Below are 14,052 nucleotides of genomic sequence, written 5' to 3' on the forward strand. Positions count from 1 at the left end.
TTCTTGACCGCTGCTCGGGCGGCGCGGCATGCTTGCGGACCATGCGCACTGCCGTGGTGACCGGCGCGGCGTCCGGGATCGGAGCCGCGACCGCCCTCCAGCTCACCGCCGACGGCTACCGGGTGATCGGCGTCGACCTCGCCCCGGTGCCCGGCGGCGTGCAAGGAGACGTGACCGAAGACGAGACGTGGCAACGGGTTCTTGATCTTGCGGGCGAAGTCGACGCCGTGGTCAGCAACGCGTATCTGCCGACTTCGGGCCCCCTGCACGAAACCAGCCGCGCGCAATGGCAACGACAGCTCGACGTGAACCTCACCGCGTCGTACCTCGCCGTGCGGACCTGCCTGCCGTCGTTGCGGGCGCGGCGCGGTTCCGTGGTGCTGGTTTCCTCGGTACACGCGCGATTCGGGCTGCCCGGCCATCCGGCGTACGCGGCCAGCAAAGGCGCGTTGGTCTCCCTGGCCCGGCAATTGGCGGTGGAGTACGCGCCGGAAGTGCGGGTGAATTCGGTGCTGCCCGGTCCGGTCGAGACCGAAGCGTGGAGCCGGATCAGCAAGGAAGACCGCGAACGCAGCGTCCGCGCGACGCCCGCCGGAAGGCTCGGCGACCCGGCCGAAATCGCCGCGGTGATCGCGTTCCTGCTCTCGCCCGCGGCGTCGTTCGTCACGGGCGCCGAGTTGACCGTCGACGGCGGCTGGTCGGCCGCGAAAGATTCCGCTTAGTCCGCTTAGGAGACAAGGGTGCAGATCACCGGGATCGAAACGTTCCTCGTCGCGCCGCGCTGGTTGTTCCTCAAGGTCAGCACCGATGAGGGCATCACCGGCTGGGGCGAACCGGTCGTGGAAGGACGGGCCGGGACCGTCCGAGCGGCCGTGCACGAGCTGAGCGAACTGCTCATCGGCAAAGACCCGCTGCGCGTCGAGGAGCACTGGCAGGTGCTGCGGCGCGGCGGTTTCTACCGCGGCGGTCCGGTGCTTTCCAGCGCGCTCGCCGGGCTCGACCAGGCGTTGTGGGACATCGCGGGCAAGGCCCGGAACGCGCCGGTGCACGAGCTGCTCGGCGGTCCAGTGCGCGAGAAAGTGCGGGTGTACTCGTGGGTCGGCGGCGACCGTCCGTCCGGGATCTTCGACGCGGTGTCCGCGCAGGTCGAGCGGGGTTTCACCGCGGTGAAGATGAACGTCGCCGGTCCGCTCGGGCCGATCGCCACGCCCGCCGAAGCCGCAGCCGCGCTGTCCCGCGCGCGGGAGGCAAGGGAAGCGCTCGGACCCGACCGGGACCTGGCGATCGACTTCCACGGCCGCGTCTCGCCCGCGATGGCGCGCCGGCTGGTGAAGATGCTCGAAGAAGTGCAGCCGATGTTCGTCGAGGAGCCGGTGCTGCCGGAACTGCCCGCCGACGTGGTCAAGTCGGTGGTCGAGGCCTCGACGGTGCCGATCGCGCTCGGGGAACGGCTGTTCTCGCGCTGGGAGTTCAAACCGGTGCTGGACGCGGGCGTCGCCGTGGTGCAGCCGGATCCGTCGCACGCGGGCGGCATCTCGGAGCTGCGCCGGATCGCCGCGCTGGCCGAGGTGTACGGCGCGAACCTCGCCCCGCATTGCCCGCTAGGCCCGATCTCGCTCGCCGCCGCGCTGCAGGTCGCGTTCGCGACGCCGAACTTCCTGATCCAGGAGCAAAGCCTCGGCATGCACTACCACGACGGCCGCGAGCCGGTCGCTTATCTCGCCGACGACGAGTTGTTCCGGTTCACCGACGGCTACGCCGCGCGCCCGACCGCACCCGGCCTCGGCATCGAGGTGGACGAAGAGGCCGTGCGGCGCGCCGACGAGAGCGGGCACGCCTGGCGGTCGCCGGTGTGGCGGCTGCCAGACGGCAGCTTCACGGAGTGGTGACCGCCGCGCTGACCTGCGCAGGTATCGTGGCCGCGTGACGGACAAGCCCCGCATTCCGAACGTGCTCGCCGCCCGCTACGCCTCGCCGGAGCTGGTGGCGCTCTGGTCGCCCGAACGTAAGGTCGTGCTCGAGCGGCGGCTGTGGCTCGCCGTGCTGCGGGCTCAGGCCGAGCTGGGCGTCGAGGTGCCCGAAGGCGTCCTGGCGGACTACGAGCGCGTGGTCGAGCAGGTCGACCTCGACTCGATCGCCGCCCGCGAACGCGTCACCCGGCACGACGTCAAGGCCCGGATCGAGGAGTTCAACGCCCTCGCTGGGCACGAGCACGTGCACAAGGGCATGACCTCACGCGACCTCACCGAGAACGTCGAGCAGCTGCAGCAGCTGCGGTCGCTGGAACTGGTCCGCGGCCGCGTCGCCGCGGTGCTGTCCCGGCTGGCCGCGCTCGCCGTCGAACACTCCGACCTGGTGCTGGCCGGCCGTTCGCACAACGTCGCCGCGCAGGCCACCACGCTCGGCAAGCGCTTCGCGACCGCCGCCGACGAGCTGCTCGTCGCGTTCTCCCGGCTGGACAACCTGATCGAGCGCTACCCGCTGCGCGGCATCAAGGGCCCGGTCGGCACCTCGCAGGACATGCTCGACCTGCTCGGCGACGAGTCCACTTTGGACCAGCTGGAGACGAAGATCGCCGAGTTCCTCGGGTTCGGCAACCGGTTCGTCAGCGTCGGCCAGGTGTACCCCCGTTCGCTCGACTTCGACGTGCTGTCCACCGTGGTCCAGCTCGCCGCCGCGCCGTCCAGCCTCGCCAAGACGATCCGGCTGATGGCCGGGCACGAGCTGGTCACCGAGGGCTTCAAACCCGGCCAGGTCGGGTCGTCGGCCATGCCGCACAAGATGAACACCCGGTCCTGCGAGCGCGTCAACGGCCTGGCCGTGGTGCTGCGCGGCTACCTGTCGATGATCGGCGAACTGGCCGGCGACCAGTGGAACGAGGGCGACGTCTCGGATTCCGTGGTGCGCCGCGTCGCGCTGCCGGACGCGTTTTTCGCGCTCGACGGCCTGCTCGAGACCTTCCTCACCGTGCTCGGCGAATTCGGCGCGTTCCCGGCCGTGGTCGAGCGTGAGCTTGATCGCTATCTCCCGTTCCTCGCCACCACGAAGGTGCTCATGGCGTCGGTGCGCCGGGGCGTCGGGCGTGAGACGGCTCACGAGGCGATCAAGGAGAACGCCGTCGGGGTCGCCCTCGCGATGCGCGAACGCGGCGCGGAGAACGACCTCCTCGACCGGCTCGCGGCCGACGAACGGATCCCGCTCGACCGCGCTGAGCTGGACGAACTCCTCGCCGACCGGATCTCGTTCACCGGCGTGGCCCCGCGTCAGGTCGAAGAGGTCGCGGCGCGCGTCGAGGACGTGCTCAAGCGATTCCCGGATGCCGCGGCGTACGCGCCGCAGCCGATTCTGTGAGTGCGCGCACGCCGTCCACGTGCTGAGACGGCATTACTCGATCGGGCGAAGCTTTTAGTCTTCGTGCCGAACCCGGAAGCGCCAGGCCGCCGACCCGCGGCCTGGCGCTTCTCGTCTGCGCACCCCGGATACTCAGGAAGAAGTCATGAGAAAGCTCCTCAGCACGCTCGCCGTCGTAGTCGCCGCCACCGCGGGCCTTACGGCGTGCGGATCCTCGGACGCTTCTGGGCAGACCCTGCGCGTCGGCACCCTCACCGACGCCCCGCCCAGCATCTACCTCGAAAACGGCCAGTTCACCGGGTACGACAACGAGCTGCTGCGCGACATCGCCAAGCGCGAGGGCTTCCAGGTCGAGTTCGTCGGCACCGAGTTCTCCGGGCTGCTCGCGAAGGTCGCCGGCGGCCAGTTCGACATCGGCAGCTCGACGATCTCCGCGACCGCCGCGCGCAAGAAGACCGTGGCGTTCAGCAACGGCTACGACACCAGCTACACCACCGTCGTCAGCAAGAAGGGCGCCGCGCTGCCCGCCGCGAACTCGTTCGCCGGCAAGCGCGTCGGCGTCGTGCAGGGTTCGGTGCAGGACGAGTTCGCCGGCAAGCTCGCCGGTGCGCAGGTGGTCCGGTTCCCGGACTACAACGCCGGTTTCGCGCAGCTGAAGACGGGCGGTCTCGACGGCTGGGTCGTGCCGAAGGACATCGGCCAGAAGTACATCGACCAGAACCCGACGGTGCCGCTGGAATTCGGCTACACGGTCGCGGACAAGGACACCCCGTCGGCCTTCGCGGTCGCCAAGTCGAACACCGAGCTGCTGAAGAAGATCAACGACGGGCTGGCCAAGGCGATCGCGGACGGCACCGTGGCCCGGCTGCACGCGCAGTTCTTCAAGGAAGCGCCGGTCGCGAAGGAGCTGGAGAAGGGCGGACCGGGCCTCCCGGTGGCGAACTCCTGATGCGAGGGCACACTGGTGGCATGAAAAAACTGATCGTCACCGCCCTCGCGGCGGCACTGGTCGCCGGTCTCACCGCGTGCGGTGGCGACGCAGGCGAGACCACCCTGCGGGTCGGCACCCTCAGCGACTCCCGGCCCAACGCGTACCAGGAAAACGGCGAATTCACCGGGTTCGACAACGCGTTGCTGAAGGATATCGCCGCGAAAGAGGGGCTGAAGCTGGAATTCGTGGCGACGGATTTCTCGGCCCTGCTCGGCAGCGTCGCGAACGGCCGGTTCGACATCGGCAGTTCGGCGATCGCGCAGACCGACGAGCGCAAGAAGACGGTGGCGTTCAGCGATCCGTACAACTACCAGTCGCTCGGCATCGAGGCGAAGGCGAGCGCGGGCATCTCCGACGAGAACTCGTTGGCGGGCAAGCGGATCGGCGTGGTGCAGGGCACGGTGTCGGACACCTGGCTCGCCGCGAACGCGCCGAAGGCGCAGGCGGTCCGCTTCCCGAACGACGCGGCGGCGCTGAGCGGGCTGAAGTCCTCGGCGATCGACGGCGCGGTGTTCGACCAGGTGTCGGCGGAGGACTACGCGAGCAAGAACCCGGAGCTGAAGGTCACGAAGGCGATCACGACCAGCATCCCGCACGGATACGCGGTGCGGAAGGGCAACAACGAACTGCTGGCCAAGCTGAACGACGGCATCAAGAAGGCCGTCGCGGACGGCACCTGGGCGCGGGTGCACCAGCAGTTCGAGCCGAGCATTCCGGTTCCCGCGGATTTCAAGACGAAGTAGCCTGATGGACCAGTTTTTCGACACTTTCCTCAACTGGCAGTACATCTGGGAGGTTTTCCCGGACCTGCTCAAGACCGGCCTGCTGAACACCCTGATCCTGTCGGTGGCCGCGGCTGTCATCGGCACTCTGCTCGGCATGGTGCTCGCGGTGATGGGCCTGTCCACGAAACGCTGGCTGCGCTGGCCCGCGCGGGTGTACACGGACATTTTCCGGGGGCTGCCCGCGATCCTGACGATCCTGGTGATCGGCCAGGGCGTCGGCCTGCTCGCCCGCGGTTTGGTGGGCAACAACCCGTACCCGCTGGGCATCGCCGCGCTGAGCCTGATCGCCGCCGCCTACATCGGCGAGATCTTCCGGGCCGGCATCCAGAGCGTCGACAAAGGACAGCTGGAGGCGAGCCGTGCGCTCGGCATGAGCTACACCAAGGCGATGCTGCTGGTGGTGATCCCGCAGGGCGTGCGGCGGGTACTGCCCGCGCTGGTGAACCAGTTCATCGCGCTGGTGAAGGACTCGACCCTGGTGTACTTCCTCGGTTTCCTTACCTCGCAACGGGAACTGTTCCGGATCGGCCAGGACCTCGCGGCCAACACGGGCAACCTGTCGCCGCTGGTCGCCGCCGGGGTGGTGTACCTGGTGATCACGGTTCCGCTGACGCACCTGGTGAACTACATCGACAAGCGGCTGCAGACCGGTCGGAAGGTGACCACGGAGACCAAGGAAATGATCGCGAGCGGGACGGTATGAGTACAGCGATTCGTTCGTCTTCGGTGGAATTGCGCGACATCCACGTCCGGTTCGGGACGCTGGAGGTGTTGCGCGGGGTCAACCTGAAGGTGCCGAGCGGGAGTACGACGTGTGTGATCGGCCCGTCCGGTTCCGGTAAGTCGACCCTGCTGCGCTGCGTGAACCGCCTGCAGGAACCGGACAGCGGTGATTTGCTGCTGGACGGGGAGAGCGTCATTTCCTCGGATCCGGACGCGTTGCGCCAGCGGGTGGGGATGGTGTTCCAGCACTTCAACCTGTTCGGACATCGAAGCGTGCTGGACAACATCGTGCTCCCGCTGCGCAGCGTGCGCGGTCTGTCCAAAGAGGACGCTGCAGAGGTAGCCCGCGCTAGGTTGGCGGAGGTGGGTCTCGCGGACAAGGCCCCGTACCGCCCGGCCGCGTTGTCTGGTGGCCAGCAACAGCGAGTGGCGATCGCCCGCGCGCTGGCGATGGAACCGGAAGTGATGCTCTTCGACGAGGCGACGAGCGCACTGGACCCGGAACTAGTGAAGGGCGTCCTGGACCTGATGGCGGGGCTGGCTTCCCGTGGCCTGACCTTGATCGTGGTAACCCACGAGATGGGCTTCGCCCGAAGCGTGGCGGACGAGGTCGCGTTCATGGACGAGGGCCGGATCGTGGAACAGGGGACGCCGGAGCAGGTGTTCGACGCACCGGCTAGCCCTCGGTTGCAGCAGTTCCTGTCACAGGTGCTGTGAGGGGACGGCCGTCCTCGCAGAGAATGAAGCAATCGCCGGTCCGGGCGGCTTCCCAGGAAACCTGAAGCCGCCTGGCCAGCGGCGGGGTTACTCGCTGAGTCGCCTTGTCGATCGGCAGGAGGTGCACGGCCAGGATCTCCGGATCCGTGAGGGTCAGGCGGGCGGTTTCCGCCGCGGAGATTCGCCCGCCGTCGAAAATGAACGCGAGACCTTCCGGCATCCGGCCGTCGTCCGGTGCGTAGTCGATGACCAGCAGCGGGCCGAGCGGGCGGTCGATCCCGATTTCCTCGGCTTGTTCCCGGCGCGCCGTGCGCCAGGGCGGCTCGCCCGCGTCGCATACGCCGCCGGGGATGTCCCAGCTGTCCTTATAGGACGGCTCGACGAGGAGAACGCGCCCGGTTTCGTCGCGCAGCAGGGTGCCTGCCGACATCCGCTTCCGCGGCAGCGAGCGCACATACTCGTCGAACGGCAGCAGCTCCACGAGTCCGCAGAGTACCGGCGTGGCAGCCGTCCGTGCGGGATCGTGCCCCCCAGTCCCCTTCGGACCAACAGGTACCGTGAACCCATGGGGACCATCTCGCGGCTCACGTACTACCCGGTCAAAGGCTGCGCCGGCACGACAGTCCAGTCCGCCGACGTGACCCCGGCCGGGCTCGCGCACGACCGCGAGTTCATCGTCACCGCGGCCGACGGCGACTTTCGCAGCCAGCGCCGTTTCCCCGTCATGGCCGCGATCCGCCCCCGCCTGCTGGACGGCGGCACCCGCCTCGCCTTGTCCGCGCCGGGCGTCGAAGACCTCACCATCGAGGTCCGGAAGGACGGCCGACGGCACCCCGCGTCCACCTTCAACTGGGCCGGCGAGGGCGTCCACCAGGGTGCCGATGCCGCTGAGTGGTTTTCCACCGTGGTGGGTCAGCCGTCCGTGCTGCTCGGCGTCACTCCGGAGCATGACCGCGTCACCGGCGGCGAGACTCCCGGCACCGCGCGGTTCGCCGACGGCCACGCGATCCTCGTCATCTCCGAGTCCTCTTTGGACCACCTGAACGAACGCATCGCGCAGCGCGGCGGCGAGCCGGTGCCGATGGACCGGTTCAGGCCCAACCTCGTGATCCGCGGCTGGGCGGAACCGCATGCCGAGGACGCGGTGCGCCGGATGGAAGCCGGCGGCGTCGAGTTCGCCTACGCGCAGCTGTGCGTCCGTTGCGCGGTGCCGATGGTCGACCAGGAAACCGGCAAGCGCTCCGGTCCGGAGCCGATCCGGTCGCTCGCGGCGTACCACCGCGACCCGTCCGGGGGCGTCCTCTTCGGCATGAAGGCGGCGGTGACCCGGCCCGGTCAGCTGGCGGTCGGCGACGCGGTGATGGTGCATTCCTCGGCGGGCCCGATCCGCAGCACGGAAGCCGCCGAACCGCCGTTGACCGCGACGGCGAGCTTCCCCGCTGAGTCGGGGTAGACGAGATTCGCGCCGCGCGGCACGTCGGCGAAGGTCCGGCCGATCGCGGCGGACACCGCGACGTGCTCGCTGTGCACCGTCACCTCACCGGTCAAGCCGGTTAGTTCGAGGTCGGCGGGGGTGGCGGCGAGCTGGACGTTGCCGAAGTGGTCGACGGTCAGCACGTCCGACACGAGCTTGCCGGGGAACGCCGCGACCAGCGGTTCTGGCAGGCGCACCAGGTCGTGGATGGCGGGTCCGAAGGAGCCGGGGTGCGCGCCGAGAGCGAGCTTCGCGGCGACGGGGGCGAAGATGTCACGGCCGTGAAAGGTCGCGGACGTCGGCGTGCGCACGTCGATCACGTACGACGCGTACACGCCGCCTAGCGCCTCCGCGGCGGGTAAGAGCAGGCCGTTGTCCGGGCCGACCAGGATGCCGTGCGCCGCGACCACGATGATGCCGCGACGCTCGGTGCCGACGCCTGGGTCGACGACAGCCAGGTGTACGGACTTAGGCAGCGACGGCACGGTCTGCGCGAGCACTGCCGCGCCTGAGCGCACCTGTTGCGGCGGGACGAGGTGGGTTACGTCGAGAACGCGTACGTCGGGCGCGATGCCGGCGATGACCCCGTGGCAAGCGGCCACGAAGCCATCGTGCAGCCCGTAGTCGGAGGTGAACGAAATCCAGCGGTAGGCCATGACCTGCATCATCCTCGCGATAGCGGTGCTCGGGTTAGGGTGCAGCAGTGACGACGCTCGCCGATTACCCGAAGATCGCCGCCGGAAAAGTCCGGGACCTGTACGCGGTCGGGGACGACCACCTGCTGCTGGTCACCTCGGACCGCATCTCCGCCTACGACTTCATCCTGGACACGCCCATCCCGGACAAGGGCCGCGTGCTCACGGCGATGAGCGTGTTCTGGTTCGAGCAGCTGTCGGACCTGATCCCGAACCACCTTGTCGCGTACGACGACCCGCGCATCCCCGCCGAGGTACGCGGGCGCGCGCTGCTCGTACGCCGTCTCGACATGCTTCCGGTGGAAGCTGTCGCGCGCGGGTACCTCACGGGGTCCGGGTACTCGGACTATCAGCGTACGGGCGCAGTGTGCGGCGTAGAGCTGCCCGAAGGGCTCGTGGAGGCCTCGAAGCTGCCTTCGCCGATCTTCACGCCCGCGACGAAGGCGGCGTTCGGCGAGCACGACGAGAACGTTTCGTTCGACGCAGTGGTCGCGGCTATCGGAGCGAAGCGCGCGGAGGAGCTACGCGAGGCGACGCTCGCGGTGTACCGCCGTGGCGCGGAAGTGGCGGCGAAGCGCGGAATCCTGCTGGCGGACACGAAGTTCGAGTTCGGCGTGGACGAGACGGGAGCGCTGGTGCTGGCGGACGAAGTGCTGACGCCGGATTCGTCGCGGTACTGGCCGGCGGAGGGGTACGAGCCGGGAAGGGTGCAGCCGTCGTTCGACAAGCAGTACGTGCGAAATTGGCTGACGGGGCCGGAGTCGGGCTGGGACAGGGCGTCGAACGTGCAGCCGCCGCCGTTGCCGAGTGAAGTGGTGGAGGCGACGAGGGGAAGGTACGTGGAGGCGTACGAGAGGATGACGGGGTTGTCGCTGGAGGACTGGCTGTAGCCCGGGGAAGCAGCCGAGGGGCCCAGGGGAGAGAACCCCGAAAACTGTCGGCACCCCCTGACACACTGCAACCATGACCACACCGTACGCAACACCGCGCGCGAGGGCATTGGGCCTGGAGTTACGCGCGGCGCGGGAGAGAAGAAGACTGGGTGTAAGAGAGTTGGCCCGGTTGCTGGGGATGACGCCTGGTTTCGTGACGAACTGGGAAAGAGGACTGCGGCTGCCGAAGCCGGAGGACATCGGAGCGGTACTGGCGCACTGCAGGGTGATCGGGCCGGAGCGCAGGCGAATAGTGGAGATGGCGCGAGGAGCGCGAGAGCAGGACTGGATAGACAACGGCGGAGAAGAGCCGTACCTGGAGTGGGAACGCACGGCGGAGGCAGTGTTCGGCTGGGAGCCGGAAGTGGTGCCGCCGTTGTTGCAGACGAGCGGGTACGCGCGAGCGTTGCTGTCGAGTGCCGCGGGCGCGGTCGAGGACGAGGTGGACGCGAAGGTAGCCGAGAGGCTGTCGCGGCGAGCGGTGTTCGATTCGGGCACGCGGTGTGTGCTGGCGCTGGGGGAAACGGCGCTGCACAAGAAGATCGGCGGCGCGGAGGTGATGGCGGAACAGCTGTGGCACCTGCGTGAGCGGTTGGCGGAAGGCAAGGTCGAGGTGCGAGTGGTCCCGGCGGACCGCCGTCCCGACCTGGGCAGGGCGTTCACGATTTTCGATTTCGCGGACCTGCCGTCGATCGTCCACGAACGGCTGTTGCGGGAAAGCGCGAGCAGTTCGAGCCCGGCGCGGGTGGCGAAGTACCGCGAGGTGGCGGAAACGTTGCTGGAGCTGGCCTTGCCGAAGCCGGAGACGGATGCCCTGCTGGAGTCGGCGCTTCGGAAATTGTCGGTGCCCTGAGGCAGAGTGGGCACTGGCGAAGGGAGCGGCATGAGCCGAGCTTTGGTGTTGGGCGGCGGTGGCGTCGCCGGGATCGCGTGGGCGACCGGTTTGCTCGCCGGGCTGGCGGAAGCCGGCCCGGACCTGACCGACGCCGACCTGCTGATCGGCACGTCAGCGGGCGCGACGGTGGCGGCGCAGCTGGGCAGCGGATTGCCGCTGCCGCAGTTGTACGCGAGGCAAACCGATCCGGCCTTGCAAGCGGCGGAGATCGCGGCCGAGTTCGACCAGGAAAAGTTCGGCGAGGAGTTCGCCGCGGTGCTGTCCAAGGGCAGCACCGCGGCGGAAACCCGCCGAGCGGTGGGGAAATACGCCCTGGCCGCGGAAACCGTGCCGGAACCGCACCGGCGCGCGGTGATCGAATCCCGCCTGCCGTCCCATGATTGGCCCGAGCGTGCGATGAAAATCGTTGCGGTGGAAGCGGAAACCGGCGAGGCGGCGGTGTTCGACCGCTCGTCCGGCGTCCCACTGGTCGCCGCGGTGGCGGCTAGCTGCGCGGTGCCGGGAGTCTGGCCGGTAGTGCCGATCAACGGAAAGCGGTACGTCGACGGCGGAGTCCGCTCCTCCGCGAATGCCGACTACGCAACAGGTTTCGCCCAGGTGACAGTGGTCGTCCCGATGGGCGCGACGGAGATATTCCCGACCGAGCGGTCGTTCGATCAGGTACTGGCGGACCTGCGCGCGGCAGGAGCGAAGGTAGCGGTACTGGAACCGGACGAGGCCTCAGTCGCGGCGATCGGACCAAACCCACTGGACCCAGAAACCCGAACGGCAGCCGCGGCGGCGGGCTTGGCACAAGGCCAACGGGGAGGGGTGGTGTGGAAGTAAGGCTGGTGCACCTAACGACTCGCTGCTGACCCTTGGCGGGTTGCCCCAGGTTCGGGTGCGGGCTCGGTGCTGTGCGGTTTCGCGTTGGTGCGGGTGCTGCGCTTGGTGGCTTTCGTGCTGCGGGGCGGGCCTGGCTTGTTGAAGCAGGCCGCTCCGGAGTCTGGACTCCGCTGGGTCGCCCCGATTCGCCGCTGCTGAGCCCCCGCGGGGTTCAGCTCGGTGCTGTGCGGTTTCGTGTGAGTGTGGGTGCTGCCCTTGGCAGCCCTCGTGCTCCGGGGCGGGTCTGGCCTGTCGAAGCAGGCCGCTTCGGTTCACCGCCGTTGAGTCACTGCCAGGTGCGGCTCGGTGCCGCGGTTTCGTGTGGGTGCCGTGCTTGGTGGCTTTCGTGCTGTGGAGCGGGCCAGGTCTGTCGAAGCAGGATGCTCCGGAGTCCTAGCTTCGCTGGGTCGCTCCGATTCACCGCCACTCAGCCCTCGCCGAGTGTGGCTCGGTGCTGTGCGGTTTTGCGTGGGCGCGGGAGCCGCAGTTGGCAGCACTCGTGCTGCGGAGCGGTCTGCTTCGGTTCATCGCGGCTGAGCCACTGCCGAGTGCGGCTCGGCACCGTGCGGTTTCATGTGGGGTGTGGGTGCCGCGCTCGGCAGCTCTCGTACTCCGGGGCGGGCCTGGTCTGTCGAGGCAGGCTGCTCCGGAGTCTGGACTCCGCTGGGTCGTGCCGGTTCGCCGTTGCTCAGTCACCGCCGGGTTGGGCTCGGTGCTGTGCGAGCCGCATTTGGCAGCCCTCGTGCTCGGGAGCGGAACTGGCCTGTCGTAGCGGGCTGGTCCGGAGTTCGGGCTCCGCTGGGTCGCCCCGGTTCGCCGCCACTCAGCCATCGGCAAGTTCGGCTCCGAGGGCGGCCGTGGCAGGCGGCGGGTCGTGCGGGCGATCCCCGTGCGTGCGGTATCAGCGGGTGAAAGTCAGGCGACCCCCGACCAAACCCGGCCCCGCAGCGACTCCCGCGCTGGCACACTGGGCCCGTGCTTCTCCTCATCAGCGGCAGCCTCCGGGCCGGTTCGGTGAACGGGGCTGTGATCGCGACCGCGGCCGGGTTCACGGCGTCCACTGTGTACGGCGGGCTTGCCGGGCTGCCGCATTTCAATCCGGATCGCGATCGGGAGCCGTTGCCTGCTGAGGTCGTGGCGTTGCGGCAGGCGATCGGGGCGGCGGACGGCGTCCTGTTCTGCACCCCGGAGTACGCCGGCGGTCTGCCGGGGTCCTTCAAGAACCTGCTCGACTGGACCATCGGCGGCGGCGAGATGTACGGCAAACCCGTGGCGTGGATCAACGCCTCTTCGGTTGCCGCGCCGACCGGGGGTGCGGACGCGCACGAATCCCTCCGCAAGACGCTCACCTACGCGGGCACCCGCATCGTCGACGACGCATGTGCGCGGATTCCCATTCCCCGCCAGGCCGTCGAGAACGGGGCCCTCATCGACCCCGATCTGCGCGGGCGGGTCGCGGTCGCGGTGCGGCGGCTTGTGGAGGCGGCCAAACCGGTCAACCCGTAAGCGCCCAAGCGAGAGAGCTGTCTCGCGCTCGGGCAGTACCGCGGCGGGAGGGTCGCGAACCTGTTCCGCGGCAAGGGAGGTGAGCCCGCAGCCTCTGATGCGATGCGGCCGCGGCGGAAATTCCGGAGTTCCCGGGCAAGAAAGCCAGCACAGCGTAATCCGTGAGGCGGAGCAACGGACTTCCGCGGCCGGACCCTGGCGCGAAAATCGGTGGCCCCGTGGCATTTGCCCGGTTAGCGTCCACAAGAGTGAGTTACGAGCATCCCCTCGCCTACCTCATCGGCATCGAAGGAGCGGCGCTGCTTCGCGCGTTCACCGGCGAGCACGATCGCGAGTTCGTCGAAGCACGTCTGGCCGAGATCCGCGCGCTGCTGGCCGACGAAGACCTGGCTAGCGGGGTCGAGGTGACCCAGTTGGACCCCCGAGATGGCTACGCCCGCTGGGCCGCCGCGTACGACTCCGGCGAGAACGCGGCCTTCGCCGACGAGCCTCACCTCGCGGCGATCCTCGACGCCATTCCGCCTGGTCGCGCGCTCGACGCCGCCTGCGGTACCGGGCGGCTCACCCGTCTCCTGGTCGAGCGCGGGCACCACGTCGTCGCCGTCGATGGTTCGCCCGAGATGCTCAGCCACGCCAAGGCGGACTCGACCCTCGTCGCTGACCTGCACGAACTCCCGGTCGACGACGGTTCGCAGGACCTGGTCCTCTGCGGCCTCGCGCTGTCGCACGTGCCGGACCTGACGCCAGTGATCGCCGAATTCGCCCGCGTCCTCGCCCCGGGTGGGCATCTCGTCCTTTCCGACGTGCACCCCGAGCAGGTCCAGCGCGGATCGATCCCGTCCGTGCGCACGGTCGACGGCGCTCCGGCCCGGGTGCGCACGAACCACCATCGCGTCGGCGATTATCTGCGCGCCTTTTTCGCCGCGGATCTCGCGCCGGTGAGCTGCCAGGAACCGAAGCCCGCCTCGACCACTCCCCGGCACGTCCCGGGAGGCGGGCCGTGGGATCTCTGGCCGTGGTCGCTGAACGGCCTGGTCCCGGACGCGCTGGCGGCAGCGGCGAAGGACGTGCCGGCGATGCTCATCTGGCACTGCCGCAAAACCGACTGATCAACCCGGC

The 14,052-nt window shown here is 69.0% G+C and carries 15 protein-coding genes; 13 read left to right on the plus strand and 2 right to left on the minus strand.

From position 1 onward, the window contains the following. The first annotated feature begins 41 nt into the window (after positions 1-41). The 7 genes from F9C12_RS25285 (at position 42) to F9C12_RS25315 (ending at position 6,567) form a co-directional block, all read left to right on the plus strand. The gene (locus F9C12_RS25285; protein ID WP_409462041.1) at positions 42-722 is read left to right on the plus strand and encodes an SDR family NAD(P)-dependent oxidoreductase; all 681 of its coding nucleotides are present in this window, start codon (positions 42-44) and stop codon (positions 720-722) included. Positions 723-740: 18 nt separating this feature from the next. Next, positions 741-1,889: a galactonate dehydratase gene (gene dgoD, locus F9C12_RS25290; protein ID WP_409462042.1), complete on the plus strand. Its 1,149-nt coding sequence runs from the start codon at positions 741-743 to the stop codon at positions 1,887-1,889. Between the two features lie 34 nt (positions 1,890-1,923). Further along, positions 1,924-3,351 carry an adenylosuccinate lyase gene (gene purB / locus F9C12_RS25295; RefSeq protein ID WP_409462043.1) on the plus strand — a complete coding sequence of 476 codons (1,428 nt, stop codon included), beginning with the start codon at positions 1,924-1,926 and terminating at the stop codon, positions 3,349-3,351. A gap of 145 nt (positions 3,352-3,496) precedes the next feature. After that, a complete protein-coding gene (locus tag F9C12_RS25300) occupies positions 3,497-4,300 on the plus strand; it encodes a substrate-binding periplasmic protein (RefSeq protein ID WP_409462044.1) in 804 nt (267 codons plus the stop codon). A 20-nt stretch (positions 4,301-4,320) separates the two neighbouring features. Then, on the plus strand, positions 4,321-5,085 hold the full coding sequence (locus F9C12_RS25305) for an ABC transporter substrate-binding protein (RefSeq protein ID WP_409184318.1): 765 nt from the start codon (positions 4,321-4,323) through the stop codon (positions 5,083-5,085). Positions 5,086-5,089: 4 nt separating this feature from the next. Continuing rightward, positions 5,090-5,830: an amino acid ABC transporter permease gene (locus tag F9C12_RS25310; protein WP_409184319.1), complete on the plus strand. Its 741-nt coding sequence runs from the start codon at positions 5,090-5,092 to the stop codon at positions 5,828-5,830. Next, complete coding sequence (locus tag F9C12_RS25315; RefSeq protein ID WP_409462045.1) at positions 5,827-6,567, plus strand: amino acid ABC transporter ATP-binding protein; 741 nt, start codon at positions 5,827-5,829, stop codon at positions 6,565-6,567. Before F9C12_RS25310 ends, F9C12_RS25315 begins: the two co-directional genes overlap by 4 nt. Here the strand turns inward: F9C12_RS25315 and F9C12_RS25320 are convergent. After that, the gene (locus tag F9C12_RS25320; protein WP_409462046.1) at positions 6,527-7,048 is read right to left on the minus strand and encodes an NUDIX domain-containing protein; all 522 of its coding nucleotides are present in this window, start codon (positions 7,046-7,048) and stop codon (positions 6,527-6,529) included. The genes F9C12_RS25315 and F9C12_RS25320 overlap by 41 nt on opposite strands. Positions 7,049-7,132: 84 nt before the next feature. On the opposite strand from F9C12_RS25320, the gene F9C12_RS25325 reads away from it, so the two are divergent. After that, entirely contained in the window at positions 7,133-8,020 is an 888-nt protein-coding gene (locus F9C12_RS25325; RefSeq protein WP_409462047.1) for an MOSC domain-containing protein, read from the plus strand. On the opposite strand, the gene F9C12_RS25330 is transcribed toward F9C12_RS25325, so the two are convergent. Continuing rightward, complete coding sequence (locus tag F9C12_RS25330; RefSeq protein WP_409184322.1) at positions 7,903-8,697, minus strand: S-adenosyl-l-methionine hydroxide adenosyltransferase family protein; 795 nt, start codon at positions 8,695-8,697, stop codon at positions 7,903-7,905. The two genes, F9C12_RS25325 and F9C12_RS25330, sit on opposite strands and share 118 nt — an antisense overlap. Before the next feature lie 47 nt (positions 8,698-8,744). On the opposite strand from F9C12_RS25330, the gene F9C12_RS25335 reads away from it, so the two are divergent. From F9C12_RS25335 to F9C12_RS25355, 5 genes are all read left to right on the plus strand, one after another. Beyond that, positions 8,745-9,626, plus strand: coding sequence for a phosphoribosylaminoimidazolesuccinocarboxamide synthase (locus tag F9C12_RS25335; RefSeq protein ID WP_409184323.1), 882 nt, complete (start codon positions 8,745-8,747; stop codon positions 9,624-9,626). Positions 9,627-9,699: 73 nt separating this feature from the next. Further along, entirely contained in the window at positions 9,700-10,521 is an 822-nt protein-coding gene (locus F9C12_RS25340) for a helix-turn-helix domain-containing protein (RefSeq protein ID WP_409462048.1), read from the plus strand. 30 nt (positions 10,522-10,551) lie between these two features. Further along, complete coding sequence (locus F9C12_RS25345; protein ID WP_409462049.1) at positions 10,552-11,388, plus strand: patatin-like phospholipase family protein; 837 nt, start codon at positions 10,552-10,554, stop codon at positions 11,386-11,388. A 1,053-nt stretch (positions 11,389-12,441) separates the two neighbouring features. Further along, positions 12,442-12,933 (plus strand): NADPH-dependent FMN reductase, encoded by a 492-nt coding sequence (locus tag F9C12_RS25350; protein ID WP_409467070.1) that lies wholly within the window; start codon positions 12,442-12,444, stop codon positions 12,931-12,933. A 248-nt stretch (positions 12,934-13,181) separates the two neighbouring features. Next, the gene (locus F9C12_RS25355; RefSeq protein ID WP_409462050.1) at positions 13,182-14,042 is read left to right on the plus strand and encodes a class I SAM-dependent methyltransferase; all 861 of its coding nucleotides are present in this window, start codon (positions 13,182-13,184) and stop codon (positions 14,040-14,042) included. The last annotated feature ends 10 nt before the right edge of the window (positions 14,043-14,052 follow it).

It is taken from the genome of Amycolatopsis sp. GA6-003, from assembly GCF_046267895.1.
Classification (GTDB): Bacteria; Actinomycetota; Actinomycetes; order Mycobacteriales; family Pseudonocardiaceae; genus Amycolatopsis.

Bases quoted from the DNA above. Each gene is read 5' to 3' on its own strand.
- F9C12_RS25325 (WP_409462047.1), top strand. From the start codon at position 7,133: ATGGGGACCATCTCGCGGCTCACGTACTACCCGGTCAAAGGCTGCGCC.
- F9C12_RS25330 (WP_409184322.1), bottom strand. From the start codon at position 8,697: ATGGCCTACCGCTGGATTTCGTTCACCTCCGACTACGGGCTGCACGAT.
- F9C12_RS25305 (WP_409184318.1), top strand. From the start codon at position 4,321: ATGAAAAAACTGATCGTCACCGCCCTCGCGGCGGCACTGGTCGCCGGT.
- F9C12_RS25315 (WP_409462045.1), top strand. From the start codon at position 5,827: ATGAGTACAGCGATTCGTTCGTCTTCGGTGGAATTGCGCGACATCCAC.
- F9C12_RS25340 (WP_409462048.1), top strand. From the start codon at position 9,700: ATGACCACACCGTACGCAACACCGCGCGCGAGGGCATTGGGCCTGGAG.
- F9C12_RS25345 (WP_409462049.1), top strand. From the start codon at position 10,552: ATGAGCCGAGCTTTGGTGTTGGGCGGCGGTGGCGTCGCCGGGATCGCG.
- F9C12_RS25310 (WP_409184319.1), top strand. From the start codon at position 5,090: ATGGACCAGTTTTTCGACACTTTCCTCAACTGGCAGTACATCTGGGAG.
- F9C12_RS25285 (WP_409462041.1), top strand. From the start codon at position 42: ATGCGCACTGCCGTGGTGACCGGCGCGGCGTCCGGGATCGGAGCCGCG.
- F9C12_RS25300 (WP_409462044.1), top strand. From the start codon at position 3,497: ATGAGAAAGCTCCTCAGCACGCTCGCCGTCGTAGTCGCCGCCACCGCG.